10 protein-coding genes are annotated in these 16,976 nt (G+C 59.9%); 7 read left to right on the top strand and 3 right to left on the bottom strand.

Annotation, left to right across the window (positions count from 1 at the left end; genetic code table 11):
- The first annotated feature begins 170 nt into the window (after nucleotides 1-170).
- From LBW87_RS04545 to LBW87_RS04515, 7 genes are all read left to right on the top strand, one after another.
- Nucleotides 171-3,503 (top strand): autotransporter domain-containing protein, encoded by a 3,333-nt coding sequence (locus LBW87_RS04545; RefSeq protein ID WP_225200231.1) that lies wholly within the window; start codon nucleotides 171-173, stop codon nucleotides 3,501-3,503.
- An 852-nt stretch (nucleotides 3,504-4,355) separates the two neighbouring features.
- Nucleotides 4,356-7,244, top strand: coding sequence for an autotransporter domain-containing protein (locus LBW87_RS04540; protein ID WP_225200230.1), 2,889 nt, complete (start codon nucleotides 4,356-4,358; stop codon nucleotides 7,242-7,244).
- A gap of 131 nt (nucleotides 7,245-7,375) precedes the next feature.
- Nucleotides 7,376-9,487 (top strand): tetratricopeptide repeat-containing sulfotransferase family protein, encoded by a 2,112-nt coding sequence (locus LBW87_RS04535; protein ID WP_225200229.1) that lies wholly within the window; start codon nucleotides 7,376-7,378, stop codon nucleotides 9,485-9,487.
- Nucleotides 9,488-9,492: 5 nt separating this feature from the next.
- Nucleotides 9,493-10,662 (top strand): tetratricopeptide repeat protein, encoded by a 1,170-nt coding sequence (locus LBW87_RS04530; protein WP_225200228.1) that lies wholly within the window; start codon nucleotides 9,493-9,495, stop codon nucleotides 10,660-10,662.
- Nucleotides 10,663-10,711: 49 nt separating this feature from the next.
- Complete coding sequence (locus tag LBW87_RS04525) at nucleotides 10,712-11,557, top strand: FkbM family methyltransferase (protein WP_225200227.1); 846 nt, start codon at nucleotides 10,712-10,714, stop codon at nucleotides 11,555-11,557.
- A 27-nt stretch (nucleotides 11,558-11,584) separates the two neighbouring features.
- On the top strand, nucleotides 11,585-12,223 hold the full coding sequence (gene cysC / locus LBW87_RS04520) for an adenylyl-sulfate kinase (RefSeq protein ID WP_225200226.1): 639 nt from the start codon (nucleotides 11,585-11,587) through the stop codon (nucleotides 12,221-12,223).
- Nucleotides 12,224-12,475: 252 nt separating this feature from the next.
- Nucleotides 12,476-13,402 carry a dienelactone hydrolase family protein gene (locus LBW87_RS04515; protein WP_225200225.1) on the top strand — a complete coding sequence of 309 codons (927 nt, stop codon included), beginning with the start codon at nucleotides 12,476-12,478 and terminating at the stop codon, nucleotides 13,400-13,402.
- 338 nt (nucleotides 13,403-13,740) lie between these two features.
- Here LBW87_RS04515 and LBW87_RS04510 read toward each other — a convergent pair whose 3' ends face one another.
- The 3 genes from LBW87_RS04510 to LBW87_RS04500 form a co-directional block, all read right to left on the bottom strand.
- Entirely contained in the window at nucleotides 13,741-14,631 is an 891-nt protein-coding gene (locus LBW87_RS04510) for an alpha/beta hydrolase (protein ID WP_413927608.1), read from the bottom strand.
- A gap of 357 nt (nucleotides 14,632-14,988) precedes the next feature.
- Nucleotides 14,989-16,632, bottom strand: coding sequence for a methyl-accepting chemotaxis protein (locus tag LBW87_RS04505; protein WP_225200224.1), 1,644 nt, complete (start codon nucleotides 16,630-16,632; stop codon nucleotides 14,989-14,991).
- A complete protein-coding gene (locus tag LBW87_RS04500; RefSeq protein WP_225200223.1) occupies nucleotides 16,616-16,855 on the bottom strand; it encodes a hypothetical protein in 240 nt (79 codons plus the stop codon). Before LBW87_RS04500 ends, LBW87_RS04505 begins: the two co-directional genes overlap by 17 nt.
- Between the last annotated feature and the right edge of the window lie 121 nt (nucleotides 16,856-16,976).

Genomic DNA, 16,976 nt, shown 5'->3' with positions numbered 1-16,976 from the left:
AGCCTGAGAATCAAACAGGCGAAAAACTAAGTCGATTTCCGATTCAACCCGATGGCGAAATCGATATTCATATTGATATAATTGCAATGCCACCCGATGCCGGGTCGGACCATAAAAGTAATGATTTCATCATCTACTTGTAGAAGTAGAAAATGGGGAAGGGGTAAGTAATGACTGTGGTGTCACGTGCGGGGGCCGGAAAGAAGCGGCTTGCAGGCGGTAAAACATCAACCATCCAGCCCGGGCAGTTGACGCTGATGGCGGTGGCCTTGGCCGCGGCGCTGGCGGCGCCGACCTGGTCTGTTGCTGCGGCGATTCCTGGCGGTAGTTCCCAGTATCTCTGGACTGCTGCCAATCAGAATGTCGAGCTTGGCACAGGCACCGTGTTGTCGGTGTCGAGCGGCGCTGCCGTTTATGTCAGCGGCACTGTCGGTACGCTGACAAATCAGGGAAGCATCAATGGCTACGGCGGCCTCAATCCGGCGATTGTTGTGGATGTCACGAGTGCCATCACCGCCATCAACAACACCAGCAGCGGGACGCTTTCCGGTGATACTTCGGGATTGAGCAATTACGGTCGCATCGGTTTGCTCAGCAATTCCGGGACCATCATGTCATCGGGTAGTATCGGTGTGCTTAACATCGTAGATCCGAGCGTCACGACGGCCTCCATCAGCACGTTGACCAATACCGGGCGGATTTTCGGCGCACAGGCTGGTGTCAGCAACCAGAGCGCCACCATCGGTACGTTGCAAAATAGTGGCGTGATCACCAGCCCTTCCGGTCGCGGCGTGGAAAATATCCTCGGTACCATCGGCGTGCTCGACAATCAGGCCGGCGGCTCCATCACCGGCAGCGTGGTCGGCGTCTACAATTCCGGCAGCATTGGCACGATCCGCAATGGTGGCACCATCAATGGAGCGACCTATGGCCTCCAGAATATATCGGGTGGCACCATTGGGGTGCTCGATAACACCTCTCTGATTTCGGCGATTGGGAATTCTGCCGTCAACAATCAGGGTTCCATCACGTCCTTGATCAACAGTGGCACGATCCGGATGACCGGCAGCGTCGGTAATGCGATCACCAATGGCGGCCGTATCGGCACGCTCGCCAACACCGGCGTGATCCAGGGCGCTGTCGTGGGTGTCTCCAACAGCGGCAGCATCGGCACGCTGAGCAATACCAGCACGCTCACGGGGACCACTACCGGTCTCTATAATGGCCTTGCAGGCACCCTCAATTCAGTGCTCAATAGCGGCACGATATCCGGCAGTAGTTATGGTATCCAGAGTGATAACGGCAGCAGCATCACCTCTCTGCAAAACACCAGCACGGGTCTGATTAGAGGTGGTACGGCGGTTCTGGTCGGCAATCTGACGCCCTCTGGGACCATCAACGTCAGTACGCTGACCAATAATGGTTCCATTAGCGGAACCACCAACGTCGGCGTCGGCACCAGTGCCAACGGCGCCATCGGCAGCCTGATCAATACCGGCACGATCACGGGCGCCCTGGGCGGCATTGGCAATGCGGGCCGCATCGGTACGCTGAGCAACAGCGGGACCCTGACAAGTTCCGGTTATGCCCTGTACAACGCTGCAACCGGCACTATCGGGGCGACCACTAACAGCGGGACTATTTCAAGCACCGTCGCCGCCATCTATAACGCCGCCGGCGGCACCCTGGGCCCTGTCACCAACACTGGCCTGATCGCCGGCGCGATCACCAATCTGTCCAGCAATGCCCTGACCATCAACGGCGGCAGCGGTTCGACTTTCGGCACGCTCACGGGTGCCACCGGCAGTATCGGCAGTGCCAACATGGGCGCCATCACCAGTACTGCTGCCAACCTGGTCTTCAATTCCGGTAACCTGCTGCTCAATGACAGCATCAACGTCGGCAGCCGTACCGTCAGCAATACCGGGGCGTCGCTGCAGGTCAACAACCGCGTCACCATCACCGGCAATTACAACCAGGGTGCCGCTGCGGCGCTGCTGATCGGTGTCGGCAACTCGGCAGTGACCAACGGCGTCGCGGCCGATACCGGCTATGGCCGCCTGGTCGTGTCGGGTGCGGCGACCATTGCCAGCGGCTCCAGTGTCAAGCTCAATGCGCTCAGCAATAGCTACGGCTTCGCGGTCGGACAGCGCTATGTGGTGGTGCAGGCTGCCACTAGCGGCACCAACTACAATGCCTCCAGTCTGGTCTATTCGGCGACTGGTTATAGCGGCTCCATCACGGGCTCGGTATTGATCGATGGCAGTAATAGCGATCTGTTGCTGACGCTCAGCTCCTCCGGCGGAGGTGGCAGCGGTACCGGTGGCGGGGGCGGCAGCAGCGGCGGCGGCAGCAGCACACCGAATATTTCAGCGACCACGCCCAATGCCGTGTCGGCGATCTCGGGGCTGTTCAATTACGGTGGGGCCAATGCCGGTTTGCTCAACGTATTCAATGCCTCGGCCGCGCTGGGTTCCACCGCCGAAGCCAATCGTGCCGGTGCGCGACTGAGCCCGAGCTCGAATGCTGGCGCAGCGGCCCAGGCTTCCTCGGCGCCGACGCAATCGGTACTCAATGTCGCAGCGGCCCACGTGGATGGCTTGCGGACGGCACAGGCAGACGGTGCCAGCGGTATTGCGACCGGTGAACGTGACAATAATGTTGCGCTGTGGGGGCAGGCTTTCGGAGGCAAGGCGACACAGGATCAACGCAACAATGTTTCCGGTTACAGCGCCAACTATAACGGTCTGTTGATTGGCGGCGACAAGTTGCTCAATGACGCCTGGCGTCTCGGTGGGCTGTTCAGCTACACCAACACCTCCATCAGCAACCGTGACGATAACAGCGGCAGCTCGACCGGCCTGAAGTCCTATGGCCTGATCGCGTATGCCGGCTATACCGCCGATAGCTGGTATCTGGATCTGTCCGGAGGCGTGGTGCGGCACAAGTACAACACCACCCGCGTGATCGATTTCACCGGCTTTTCCGGCACTGCCAACGGCAGCTATAACGGCACGCAATCGGTGCTGTCGGCTCAAGGCGGCTATCCGATCCGTCTGGACGCGACGACCGTGCTGACGCCAATAGCGGGCCTGAATTACAGCAAGCTGAGCCAGAACGGTTACACGGAAAGCGGCGGCAATGGCGCGGCATTGACGGTGGGGGCCAACAAGAGCACTTCGTTGAAGAGCGACCTGGGCGCCAAGCTGGAGCGTTCGTTCAGCACTTCCTATGGCAGTCTGACCCCTTCGGCGCAATTGACCTGGCGGCACGAATATCAGGACACGCGTCTGCGTTCGGTGGCCAGCTTTGCCGCAGATACGTCCGGCGCTACCAGCTTTGTCAGCTACGGCGCCAAGCCGGTCAGCAATACCGGCATCATGGCGTTGGGACTCACGCTCGTGCGCAGCAACAACCTGACGATGACGGCGCGCTACACGCTGGAAGCCGCATCCGGCTACAAGGCGCAAACCGCTGACGTGCGCCTGCGCTATCAGTTCTGAGGCAAGTCACCAGAGGCCAGGTAGGTTACTGCGCCTCTGGTGGGCTACTGGCACGCAGGGCCGGAGTTGCATGGCGGAAATTTGGTTTGCAAATGGTAAGTCGATACCTTTTCAGCTCTCAACGCCGGGACATTGAGATAGCGTTTTGACTAACGCATTGATTTTTATAGATTGATTTTCAACTCGACATTCGCAAGCGCATGATTCTGTGCTTTACGCGTTGTAAGTTTGCGACTTGGATAGCGAGTCGGGTTGCGGCAAATGAAAATCAGAAATCGATTGTTCGGCAAGTCCGGATGAAGGTCGTCTGGAGACTATCCCACCGCTAGAACCATGCCTGCATTGACTAGCCGCCCGATAGCTCAACAATGGGCCGCCAGCGCATGCTTATTTCAATTCAAACCGAAAAATTCCACGCTGGAAGAGAGGGCCAAAACCAGCGTTTATTTCCATTTGGATTTATTGCACCAAACTAATTAAATTGATATCGTTTTGCCATGTTTCGTCAAAAAAGTTTCGGTCGCGCAACCAGCAGCAGCGCGTGATGCAATCGGAATTGGCTCTTTTACCAGTTGTTTCATTCTGGAAAGGTGCTGGCAGGAAATATTGGGGGAGGTCAGCAGGGTGGGGAAGCGTTGTTTTGCACTATTGCACGACGAACGTGAATCCTTGCTGGCAAAAGGGGGCTCATGTCGGGATGTATGGCCGGTGTTGGCAAACCATGGAACCTATTGGTAGCGAGCGTGAGCGCCTCAATGCTTGTTGAGGTCAGCTCAGTTCGAGCAATTTAAAAACCAGGCTTCCATTATTTGCATCTGGTGGAAGAGCACTAACGGCCATCAGGCATTGACCATGACATTGAAAAAACATTACTCCGGCAGTAACAAGCTCAATCACATTCGCACTTCCTCGTCACATCCTTCCCGTCGCAAAATCAACCACCCAGGCCAGATGAGCCTGCTGTGCATCGCCTTGGGCGCAGCGCTGGCGGCAATGATGCCGGCGCAAGGCGTGGCGCAGCAAGTCACGATCGATTCGAGCAACTCGTATAACTCCACCTATACCTTGTCGGGTGGCGATCTGAAGATCACCAATACCGGATACATCGCCTCTGCCAGTGGCCAGGCCATCAGTGTCGGCACCAACGCCGTCGGCACGTTCGATAACGCCGGCTCCATCTCGGCTGTGTCTCTGGGCCTGTCTTTCTCCGGTCTCAGTTCCATCGGTACCTTCCTCAATAGTGGAAGAATCTACGGTGGCAGCGCGGCCATGGAAATCCACGGCAACATCGGCACCCTGAGAAACACCGGCATCATTACCGGCGGCATTGTGGGGGCGTATGTCACCTCGGACGGCACGGTTGCCAGCCTGACCAATGCTGTTGGCGGCACGCTGAATGGCAATTACGGGTTTCTTAACGAAGGCGCTGTGGGGACCTTAGTCAACCAGGGCGTCATCAATGGAGCGTTGTACGGTATCTTTACTCCTGCCGGAACGATTTCTACATTGACCAACTCCGGCACGATCACCGGCGTGCTTGCGGGTATTTCAAGTGGCGCGAAAATCATTGACTTATCCAATAGCGGTCTCATCAGGGCAACCGGGACGTCGAGCATCTCGGCCGGGCTCGGCAATACAAGCAGCGGAACCATTACCGCGTTGTCCAATTCCGGCACCATCACCGGCGTTGCCCTGGGGATGTCCAATGACGGCCGCATCGATACCCTGACCAATAGTGGCCTCATCACGGTAACTGGCACCTTGGGTTCCTCGGCCGCGATCAGCAACGGCAGCACCGGGACGATTGGCAGCCTGCAGATCAACGGCGGCACTATTTCGGGTTATAACGGCATCAGCAACCTTGGCAGCATCGGCACGCTGAGCAACAGCGGCGTGCTGAGCGGCAGCGTCAATGCACTCTCCCTTGGCGCGTCGGGAAGCCTAGGTACGTTCACCAACAGCGGCCTGGTGGCCGGTAACGTGACCAACCTGAGCAGCAATGCCTTGACCATCAACGGCGGCACCGGCACGACCTTCGGTACCCTCACCGGCAGCACCGGCGGTATTACTTCCGGCGCCATGGGCTCAATCGTCAGCACCAGTGCGAACCTGGTTTTCGGTAGCGGCAACCTGCTGCTCAACGACAACATCAATGTCGGCACCAACACCGTCAACAATGTCGGTAGTACCTTGCAGCTCAACAATCGCGGCACCATTACCGGCAATTACAACCAGGGCGCAGCGGCTACGTTGCTCATCGGGGTCAATGATGGCGCGACGGCGACAGGCCGCGCCAGCGATACCGGATACGGTTATCTGGTCGTTCAGGGTAATTCGACGATCGCTTCGGGATCGACCATCGGTCTGACCAAGACCAACAGCTATGCATTTGCCAATGGCCAGAAATACGTTGTGCTGATCACCACCGGCACCGCCAATTACACCGCCAGCAGCCTGAATTATTCGCTGACCGGTTTCACCGTCACCGGCGCCAATGTGGCCGATGGCGGCAATACCAACCTGGTCCTGACATTGGGTAACACCGGCACCGGTTCGACTGCGGGCAACACCAGCACCGGTTCGACTGCGGTCAACATCCGGGCCAGCACCAGCAATGCCCAGTCCGTCCTGACCAAGCTGTTCAGCTACAACGGCGCCAACGTCAATCTGTTGAATGTATTCAACGCGGCCGCAGCGCTGGGATCGACCGCGGCGGCCAATAACGCCGGTGCGCAACTGAGCCCGACCGCCAATACCGTGGCCGCAACGCAATCATCGGCGGCGGCGACGACCCAGGTGCTGGGCATCGTGGCGGCCCACGTCGATGGTTTGCGGGTGGCGCAAGCGCGCGGCGACAGCGGTATTTCCACCGGTGAAGCGATGAATAACTGGGCCGTCTGGGGCCAGGCGTTCGGTGGCGCCGCACATCAGGGCATGCGCGATAACGTCAGCGGCTTCCGCTCCAGCTACACGGGCTTGGTGCTGGGCGCCGACCGTCTGGTGAGCGAACGATGGCGCGCTGGCGCGTTGCTGAGCTATGCCAGCAATTCGATTAGTGGCCGCGACGACAACACCGGCAGTTCGTCCCACGTCAATTCGACTGGTTTAATGGGTTATGGCGGCTACGCTGCCGATGACTGGTATGTCGATCTGGCGGCAGGCGCGATCCAGCACAAGTACGACTCGACGCGCGTGATTGATTTCACCGGTTTCTCGGGCGCGGCCAATGGGCGCTTCAATGGCCTGCAATATGCCACGTCGGTACAGGCCGGCATGCCGATCAAGCTCGGCGGCGCCTGGGCGCGCACCACGGTGACGCCGATCGCCGGTCTCGGCTACAGCATCACGCGTCAAAGCGGCTATGCCGAAACGGGCGGCAATGGCGCTGCGCTGAACGTCAACGGCAGCAAGATCAGTTCGCTCAAGAGCGAGCTGGGGGTCAAGCTGGAGCGTTCGTTCACCACGGCCTTTGGCGAGGTCGTGCCGGCGGCGCAAATCGGCTGGCGTCATGAGTTCCATGATCGCGCCTTGCAATCGGTGTCATCGTTTGCGGCAGATTCGACCGGCGCCACCAGCTTTACCAGTACCGGCGTCGCCCCTGCGCGGGATAGCGGCGTGCTGGCCTTGAGCGCGACCCTGCTACGCCAGAATAACCTGACCCTGGTGGCGCGTTACACGCTCGAGGCGGGTTCGGGCTACAGAGGCCAGACCGGCGATGTGCGTTTGCGCTATCAGTTCTAGCCAACGGTTTTGCTCCCGCCGGCACTGATGGCGGGAGCAGGTTTGCCTCTATAATCCGCACAGCCCTGGTTGGCGCCAATGGCATCAATAAAATATTCCAGGCGTGTCCTGGTTGTGCGGAATTCCTGACGATGAACAATTTCCCGGTCGCAAATCAAATCACGATTCCCGAGGCGGTCAAACGGGCCTATGCGCACTGGAATGCCGGGCAGGCGCCGCAGGCTGAACAGCTCGCTAATCAGGTATTGCAGGTCGTGCCACATCATCCGGATGCGTTGCATCTGCTGGGATTGATGGCGCATGCCTACAACAAGCCCGATCTGGCCCTCGACTACCTGCGCCGGGCGTGCATGCTGTCGACAGCGCCGGCGGCCTATTGCAGCAATCTTGCCGAAATCTGCCGTCAGCGGGGATTGCTGGAAGAGGCCGAGAAAAACGCTCGCCGCGCCGTAGCGCAAGAACCGCAGATGACTGCCGGCTGGAATAACCTGGGCATCATCCTGCAGGAAAGCGGAAAATTCGATGCCAGCCTGGAATGCCTGCAACGCGTCGTCGCCCTGCAACCCGACAATCACGAAGCCCACAATAATCTCGCCAATACCTGCAAGTTGCTGGGGCGGCTGGAAGAAGCGCAAGCCAGTTACCGGCAGGCGCTGGCGCTGCATCCCAACTACGCTGAAGCGCACAGTAATCTGGCCTTTCTGTTGTGCGAGCAGGGGCGTTTCGACGAAGCCGCGGCAGCCGCAGAAATGGCGATCGAACTCAATCCGCATCTGGCGGACGCCTACCTGAATCTGGCGGAAATCGAGATGTCGCGCTTGCGCCATGACGACGCCTTGCAGCGCCTCAATTCACTGATGGCATTTGCCCCGCAACATGCGGGAGCACTGGCCGCGCGTGCGCAGCTCCTGATCAAGACCGAACGTTATCAAGACGCGCTGACCTGCGCGCACGAGGCGGTCCGCGTGGCGCCTGACAGCGCCCGGGCGCACAACGTGCTGGGCCGCGCATTGCAGGCATTGGACCAGCATGAGCAGGCGCTGGAAAGTTTTGAGCGCGCCGCAACGTTGCCAGGCACGGTGATGGAAGAGGCCATGGTCTCGCGCGCCACGCTGCTGATGGAAATGGGTGACCAGGACGCCGCCATTGCCGCCTTTGATCATGCGATGGAAAAGTTTCCCGGGTCGATGCGGGTCATGATGGCGCGCACCGACAGCAAGAAATATCGTAGTGGCGATCCTGATATCGCGCTCATGGAGGACGCGCTGGCGCAGGCGGTCAAGCCGAGCATCAGTGATCAGGTGGGCCTGCATTTTGCGTTGGGCAAGGCCTATCTCGACACCGACAATTCGGAGCGTGCTTTTTATCATCTTGATCAAGGCAATGCGATCAAGCGTAGTGTCATGGTGTATGACGCCAATCAGACCCGTCAATGGATGCGTCATATCGCGGCGAGCTTCACCCCAGCGCTGGCGGACAGGTTCAAGCATGCCGGGGCGGCGTCGGAGCGGCCCGTATTCATCATTGGCATGCCGCGTTCCGGTACTACCCTGGTAGAGCAGATTCTTGCCTCCCACGCCGATATAGCCGGCGCCGGCGAATTGAGCGCGTTGCGGTTTGCCGTCGAGGCGAGGGGGCGCTTTCCGGATGATCTGGCGCGCTGGAATGACGATGATTTTGCGCGCGTCGGAGAAGACTATTTGTCCCGGACTAGCAGCCTGGCGCCCGACGCGCTGCGTCTGGTCGACAAGATGCCGGCCAATTTTTTATACGCAGGCTTGATTCCGTTGATCCTTTCCGGCGCACGCATCATTCACTGTCGCCGGGACCCGGTCGACACCTGCCTGTCCTGTTACAGCAAGAATTTTTCCAGCGAACAACTGTTCGCCTATCGCCAGGATGAGCTGGGCGCGTTTTATCGCGACTATCAGGCATTGATGGATAGCCTGCGCAACGTGCTGCCGGCAGACCGGTTCATCGAAATCGATTACGAAAGTGTGGTCGATGACCTTGAGACGCAGGCGCGGCGCCTGATCAACTTTGTCGGCCTGCCGTGGGATGACGCTTGCCTCGACTTCCATCACACCCGGCGTGTGGTGCGTACTGCCAGCGTCAGTCAGGTACGGCAACCGATCTATACCACCTCTAAAGGACGCTGGCGTCGTCATGCCGCGTATCTCGGGCCGCTGCTGACGGCGCTCGGGATCCAGTCGGCCAGCTCCGACACATCGGGACAGGCATGAGCACCGTGACACCAACGTTAGCCGAGTACGAGGCAATCCAGCGTCAGGCGGCTGAGCTGCTTGGCGCGCAACGCTTCGCGGAAGCCGAAGCCGTGCTGCGTGGGGGGCTGGCGTCGGGATCGGGGCCCATCCCGTTGTGGCGCCAATTGTTCCAGGCGCTGCGGCCACAAGGCCGGATCGATGAATCGCGACAGATTCTGGAAATGATCGTGCGCACGGTCCCGGGCGACATGGGGACGCGTTTCGACCTGGCAGAAGTCTTGCTGTCGCAGGGTGAATTCGGCCGCGGCTGGCGTGAGTACCGCTTCCGTTACAAGCTCGAGCATACGGTCATGATCGAGCGACATGTGCAGACCGCGCGTTGGGAAGGCCAGCCGATCAAGGGCAAGACCCTGCTGATTCATGACGAGCAGGGCTATGGCGATACCTTCCAGTTCTTGCGCATGGTGGCGTGGGCGCGCGAGCGCAGCGGCGCCAGGGTGATCCTGGAAGTGAACGCCGAAAGCCATGGGCTTGCCAAGCGTTATAGCGGCTACGATGAGCTCATTGTGCGCGGCACGATTCCGCCAGCCTTCGACGTTCATTGCGAGTTGATGAGCCTGCCGATGGCCATGGGCTTGCAATTGAGTGACCTCCCGGGAAGCACTAACTATCTGAGCCCCGATCCGGCCAGGGTCGAGAAATGGCGCATGCGCCTGGCCGATTTGCCGCGACCGCTGGTGGGCTTGGTATGGGCCGGCCGGCCCACGCATGGCAATGACGCGCAGCGTTCAATGTCGCTGTCCGATATGGCGCCGCTGGCCCAGGAAGGCATTACCTTCGTGGCGCTGCAGAAGGGGCCGGCAGCGGAGCAGGCCGCCACCCCTCCGGCAGGCATGGCGCTGGTGTCGCTGAGCGATGAAATTGCAGACTTCGAAGACACGGCGGCGATTCTGAGCTTGCTCGATCTGCTGGTGTCGGTGGACTCTTCGCCGGTCCATCTGGCCGGTGCGATTGGCTGTCCTGCCTGGGTGCTGTTGCCTTTCGTTGCCGACTGGCGCTGGTTGCTGCAGCGGCAGGACACGCCCTGGTATCCTGCCACGCGCCTGTTCCGCCAATCCGAGCGAGGCGCCTGGGCACCATTGCTCGAGTCCGTTTCCGTCGCCTTGCGCCAATTGCGCGAAGGCAGCACATGATGCGCACATCGCCGCTGGCGACCACGTATCCGTTCTTAGGAGTTGTAGCATGAGCGAGACGCAACAACCTGCCGGCATCTTGTCGCCCACCGTTCTCAAACAATGCCGCCATGGTCCGCTATTGTTTTTGCGGGAAGATATGTATATCGGCCGGTCGCTGGACCTGTATGGCGAATTCAGCGAACTGGAAGCGGTGCTGTTTGCCCAGATCGTGCGGGCGGGCGACGTGGTGGTCGAGGTCGGGGCTAACATTGGCGCGCACACTGTCCATCTGGCGCAATTGGTGGGCCCGGCCGGACGGGTTCATGCCTATGAGCCGCAGCGCGTGATTTTTCAGATGCTGTGTGCCAATGTGGCGCTCAACAGCTTGTTTAATGTCCATACGCATCACGCAGGCGTTGGTGCCGCCGCAGGCCAGCTGTACGTGCCGGCGTTGAATCACGCGGCCGTCAACAATTTCGGTGGGCTGTCGCTGTCCAGCGAAAAGCAGGGAGAGCCGGTGCCGGTGGTGGCGCTCGATGCATTGGAATTGCCATCGCTGAAGCTGCTCAAGATCGATGTCGAAGGCATGGAGCATGAGGTATTGAGCGGGGCGCGCCAACTGATCATGCAGCATCGTCCGTTACTGTATGTAGAGAATGACCGACGCGAAAAGTCGGCTGCATTGATCACCCTCATCGATGCACTTGGCTATGAGATGGTCTGGCATTTGCCGCGCTTGTATAACGAAAACAATTTTGCCGGCAACCCGGATAACGTCTTTGCCAACATCGTCTCTGCCAACCTGTTATGCGTGCCGAAAGAAGCCGGCATGACACTCAACGGTTTTCAAAAAGTGACCGGGCCGGATGACTGGTGGCTTGCAAGTTCGCCAGCGTCCCCGTCCGGCGTTTGATCGAAGCTAACTCTGGAGGATGAGGCCATGTCGCCTGAAGGCCGTAATCTGACCGTAACAGCGCATGCGCTCAATGCGACTGACCGACGTGCCCACTACGGTCACGACGGGGCGGTGCTCTGGCTTACCGGCTTGTCGGCATCGGGCAAGTCAAGTCTGGCCATGGCCCTGGAACATGCCCTGACCGCCCTGGGCTATTCCTGCTATGTGCTGGATGGCGATAACATCCGCACCGGATTGAATGCCAACCTTGGCTTCAGCCCTGAAGACCGAACCGAAAACATTCGACGCGTCAGCGAGGTGGCGGCGCTGTTCGCCGACGCCGGCCTGATCTGCATCACGGCGTTCATTTCACCCTATCGCGCAGACCGGGCCGCAGCGCGCTCGCGCTGTAAAAAGGCTTTTCACGAGATCCATGTGGCGGCCGACATCGCTGCCTGCGAGGCGCGCGATCCAAAGGGCTTGTACAGGAAGGCGCGGGCCGGCGAAATTCTTGAATTCACCGGCGTCAGTGCCCCTTATGAAGCCCCTGAGCATCCCGACCATGTGGTCGATAGCGGTGTGGAATCATTGGACCAAAGCCTGCAGAAATTGATTGCCTACGTAACGGCCAATCTGCCTGGTTGCTTCGGCACGGTGGTGCCGTCACCGCAAGCCAGTGACTAGTAAAGGCGTTGTTCCTGCGCCATCAATACCTCCACGAAGGCGCGACCTGTATCGACGCAAGGATCAACAGATCGTCGGCATGGAACGATACGTCGATAGCGCGATGGTGCTACAGACGCGATTGCGCCGGTCGATGTCATGTCATCGACAGTCGGCTTAAAGAGTTTGCGCGCAGCGGATCAACCAGGAAGATCCGGGAGATAATTAATAACAAGTGCATCGATCTTCCTGACTTTCCTGACTGAATCCGACATGAAAAAAACAATGACGCATGCGCGCTCGACCTGGCGGGCGCTTGCCCATGGCATGGCACTCGTCCTGTGCGGGCTGGCCCTGCATGGCACCGCGCAGGCCAGGCTGATCGAAGAGCAGATCGATGTGCCGGTGAAGCTACGCAATGTCTACGGCAAGGCCATCGAGCAGCCGATCAGGGTGACTGTATGGCGCGACGATGCCAATCCAGTCCCGGCGCCGGTTCTGGTTCTTAACCATGGGCGAGCCGTGGACGGGCAGGGGCGTGCCAACGTGGGACGGGCGCGATTTTCCGTGGCGGCGCGATTTTTTGTCGCGCAGGGCTTCATCGTGGCTGTGCCCACACGCATCGGTTATGGGGTGACCGGCGGGGAGGATATCGAAGACAGCGGCTCGTGCAATTCGAAACAGTATCCACCGGCATATCAGATCGCTGCAGATCAGACGCTGGCGGCACTTACGGCGGTACGGGCGTTGCCCAATGCCGATCAGGCGCGGTCAGTGATCGCGGGGCAGTCGTTTGGTGGTACTACTGCAATTACGGTTGCTTCACTTAATTTTCCGGGCGTGTCGGCGGCGATCAACTTCGCCGGTGGCGGTGGCGGCAATCCCAAGACGCATCCCCAGCGCCCATGCATGCCGCAAATGCTGGAACAGATGTTCGGCCAGTACGGCAAGACCGCGCGGATTCCTACCTTGTGGATATATACCCAGAACGACCAGTGGATGGGCCCCACCTATCCTCGAGAATGGTTCAACGCCTATCGGGCCGCCGGTGGTGCAGGGGAGTTCGAGTTGTATCCACCTCACGGCGAAGACGGGCATATGCTGTTCGCCAAGTTTCCCGAGGTGTGGCAACCGCGGGTGAAGCAATTCCTGGAGCAGAATGGGTTTGTGGCGCCAACGCGTAAAGGTGAGGCCAGGTAGCATGTCGGCACAATTCGAGCAAAGATGAAGTTTATTGCTCGACATCGCAAATCTATTAGGTGTTGATCAGTTAAAAACTAATACAGACAGAAAGATGTATTTTTCAGGCCACATTATGGTGGCTATCAAAAAAATAGGCCCGTAAAAACCGGCCCTTAAAACAGCCTCAAAAATGGGTTATCTTCCGTCCGGGAAAATTTAGACCGGGGTTTCAGGGAGAAGAATGCGAATGAACAAGCAACAGCCAGTCAACACGGGAAAACTTTCAGCACTGTCCATCGCCCTGGCGGCATGAATACAAGGATGGCCGGGTGCAGACCGGCGCCTGGTTATCTGCGTTATTTTTTCGACGCGCTGTGGCAGGCAGGCTGGAACGCCAGCATCTGCGGCCACTGGCTGGCCCAGTCGCCTTCGTGCGACAGGCCAGCGACAATGCGCAGGGTCGCGCAGGGTCCCGCCCTGGCGACAAAGCTGCGCGCAATGGCGGTGGGGACGACGCTGTCGTCGGCGCCGCTGAAGTGAACCTGGGCAATGCTGGCCACTCGGTCGACGACATCTATCGGATTGAGCGAGTCTGGCATCGGCGTGACCCGGTGCCAGCGATTGACCGCGTCGTGGTCCAGGTTGCCGGCCACCGTGCGCAGCGTGGCGATATCCTGGCGTCGGGCTGCCACCAGTACGGCAATGGCGCCGCCGCCGGAATAACCGACAAGGTTGACGGGCTGCCCTGGCACGCGCGCGGCGTAGCGGCTCACGGCGGCATCCATGGCCGTCACCACCTCTGGCGCAAAACGCTTGCCGGTCCAGTACGCCACGCTGCAACGCGGATCGTCCGTGATGGCGGTGAACTGACAGGGGCGCGCCAGGTAGACGACGTTGGCGCTGTGGTCGGCCGCCGCCAGGCGCAGTCCCAACGCCTGCCGCGGCGTGGGATCGTCCGAGGGCTGGTAGCGGCTGCGCCACGCCAGGCCGTCGCCTTCGATATAGACCGTGAGTGGTTGGTCGTGGCGCGAAATGCGCACGTAAGTCGTCAGCACAAAAGGCGGCGCAGCGATTTGCTCGCGCACCAGGCCCGCTTGTTGTCCCAGCGCGTCAGCCTGCTGGCGCGGATCGCTGGCACAGCCGGCCAGGATGCCAATGCCGATCAGGAAGAGCATCGGCAGCCGAATCCAGCCGTGGCGGGAAGACGATTGCGATGGGGAAGCCGTGCTGACCGATTGCTGCATCATGAGTTATTTCCGGGAGCGTATTCGTTCCCGGATTATGACCCGGGCGAGCCGGAAAGGGGGCTTGCGTTTATCCCCCCGAAGCGTAAATGTCAGGGCCTGTTCACGTTAAATCTGCGAGATGCGTTGCCCCCAGGCGGCGTGCTGGCAAGGCGTGCGGCAAGGCTGGTGGTGGCGCCACCAGCCTTGCCGTGCAACGCAGCCAGCGCGCCGCCTGGGGGCAACCCTTCGGGAGAGGCCGGCAAGCGTCGCCTGCCGTTGTTGCAGCTCCTTGCCGTAGCACCACTACGGCGCGTCGCTACGCCTAGCCAGACAACGCTTGCCGACCTCTCGCACTCGCAGATTTAATGTGAACAGGCCCTAGTGTTCTACGAGATCCCAGTCTCGGCTGTCGATGCGGGCCAATGGCTGCCGGCTCGGCACAATGCGCGCACCGCCGATGACGCCAGGCTGCGCTCCCCGCTCCAGCTTGAAGATACTGACTGCCTGAGAAAGATGCGCGGCCTGCTGCTGCAACGATTGCGCCGCAGCGGCGGCCTGTTCCACCAGCGCCGCATTCTGCTGGGTGGTCTCGTCCATCTGCGTGATGGCCCGGTTGATTTCTTCGATGCCGGTGCTTTGCTCGTGACTGGCCGCCGAGATCTCGGCGACGATATCGGTCACGTTCTTGACGCTCGCCACTACCTCGTCCATCGTCGCGCCGGCCTTGACCACCAGCTTGCTGCCGTCGTCGACCTTGGCCACCGAATCGTCGATCAGCAGCTTGATTTCCTTGGCGGCGGCGGCCGAGCGTTGCGCCAGGTTGCGTACCTCCGAGGCCACCACGGCAAAGCCGCGTCCCTGCTCGCCGGCGCGCGCCGCTTCCACGGCTGCGTTCAAGGCCAGGATGTTGGTCTGGAAAGCGATGCCGTCGATCACGCTGATGATGTCGACGATCTTGCGCGATGACGCATTGATGGCTTCCATGGTGCCGACCACTTCACCGACCACCATGCCGCCTTGCACGGCCACGTTCGAGGCCGAATTGGCCAGCTGGTTGGCGCGGCGTGCATTGTCGGCGTTCTGCTTGACGGTCGAGGTCATCTCTTCCATGGCCGATGCGGTCTCTTCCAGCGAGCCCGCCTGCTGCTCGGTGCGGGCCGACAGGTCCAGATTGCCGGAGGCGATTTCATCGGAGGCGGTGGTGATGCTCTCGGTGCCGCGGCGCACTTCGCCGACGATGCTGTGCAGACTCTCGTTCATCGCCTTCAACGCATGCATCAGCTGGCCGGTTTCATCCTTGCCGGTGGCCTGGATGCGCGCGCCCAGGTCGCCGTCGGCAATGCGACGGGCGACGCCTACGGCATCCTTCAGCGGCACCGAGATCATGCGCGCCAGCCACAGCGAAAGCAGCAGCGCCAGGACCACGCACACCACCAGCATGACGACGATGCCCAGGCGCGCTTCGCTATAAGTATGGCCGGCCAACTGGTTGGATTGCACCGCCTGCTCGTCGCGCGCCACCACTGCGCGTTCGACGCTGCCGAACATCTTGGTGTACTCGGCGGAAGATTCGATGTTGGCGGCTTGCGCCTCGTCCTTCTTGCCGGCCATCGACAGGCTGGAGATCTTTTCGTGGATGACGATGAAGCGGGCAAAGATGACGCGCAGTTCTTCATAGAGCTTGCGTTCGTCATCGGTGGTGCTCATCTCGTCGAGAATCTTTTGCTGGCCCATCAGCCGTTCGATCATTTTCTCGGTGCCGACCTTGTTGGCTTCCATCAGTTTCTGGTCGGTCAGCAGGATGTTCTGCGCGTCGCTGCCGCGGATGCGGTTCATCAGCAGTGCCATGTTCTGCAAGGTGCGGATCGATGGCAGCAAGCGGGTGGCGATGTCGCTCGAGGCGCCGTTTACCTGGCCCACTTTGTAGATCGCAAATACCCCCAGCAGCGAGACCAGGATGATGACCACCAGGAAGGTGGCAAGGAGCTTGGAGGCGATCTTCAGATCATAGAACCATTTCATGGTGTGTTCCTGTTGTGTTTGGCGCGGCAATCTTGCGCAGGATTATTGTTGCTTTAGTGATATCGGGTGCTGATTGCAAGGCCCCGCCGTCAACGCCGTCCTGCTGCGTGCGGATGGAATCTACCTCGTGGGCGCGGCAAAGGGATGGCGGTCGCCGCTGTGCGCTGTGGATGACGGCAGATGTGTACCCCTCGCCAGCGTCGTTGAAGATCAGCTGGTTCATCCCGTTTGGTCGCGGGAGTTGCGGCTGAGTGTAGGCTGATATTGCCGTATGTCAATTATCCAACGGTATAACTTTTTTGGATTTTGATGCAGGGCGGGGGCGCATGGCGCTGCAGGTGCAT

This window comes from Herbaspirillum sp. alder98 (genome assembly GCF_020179755.1).
Taxonomy (GTDB): Bacteria; Pseudomonadota; Gammaproteobacteria; order Burkholderiales; family Burkholderiaceae_D; genus Herbaspirillum.
The sequence above is the reverse complement of the archived record's forward strand: the minus strand, read 5'-3'. Positions and strand labels throughout refer to the sequence as shown.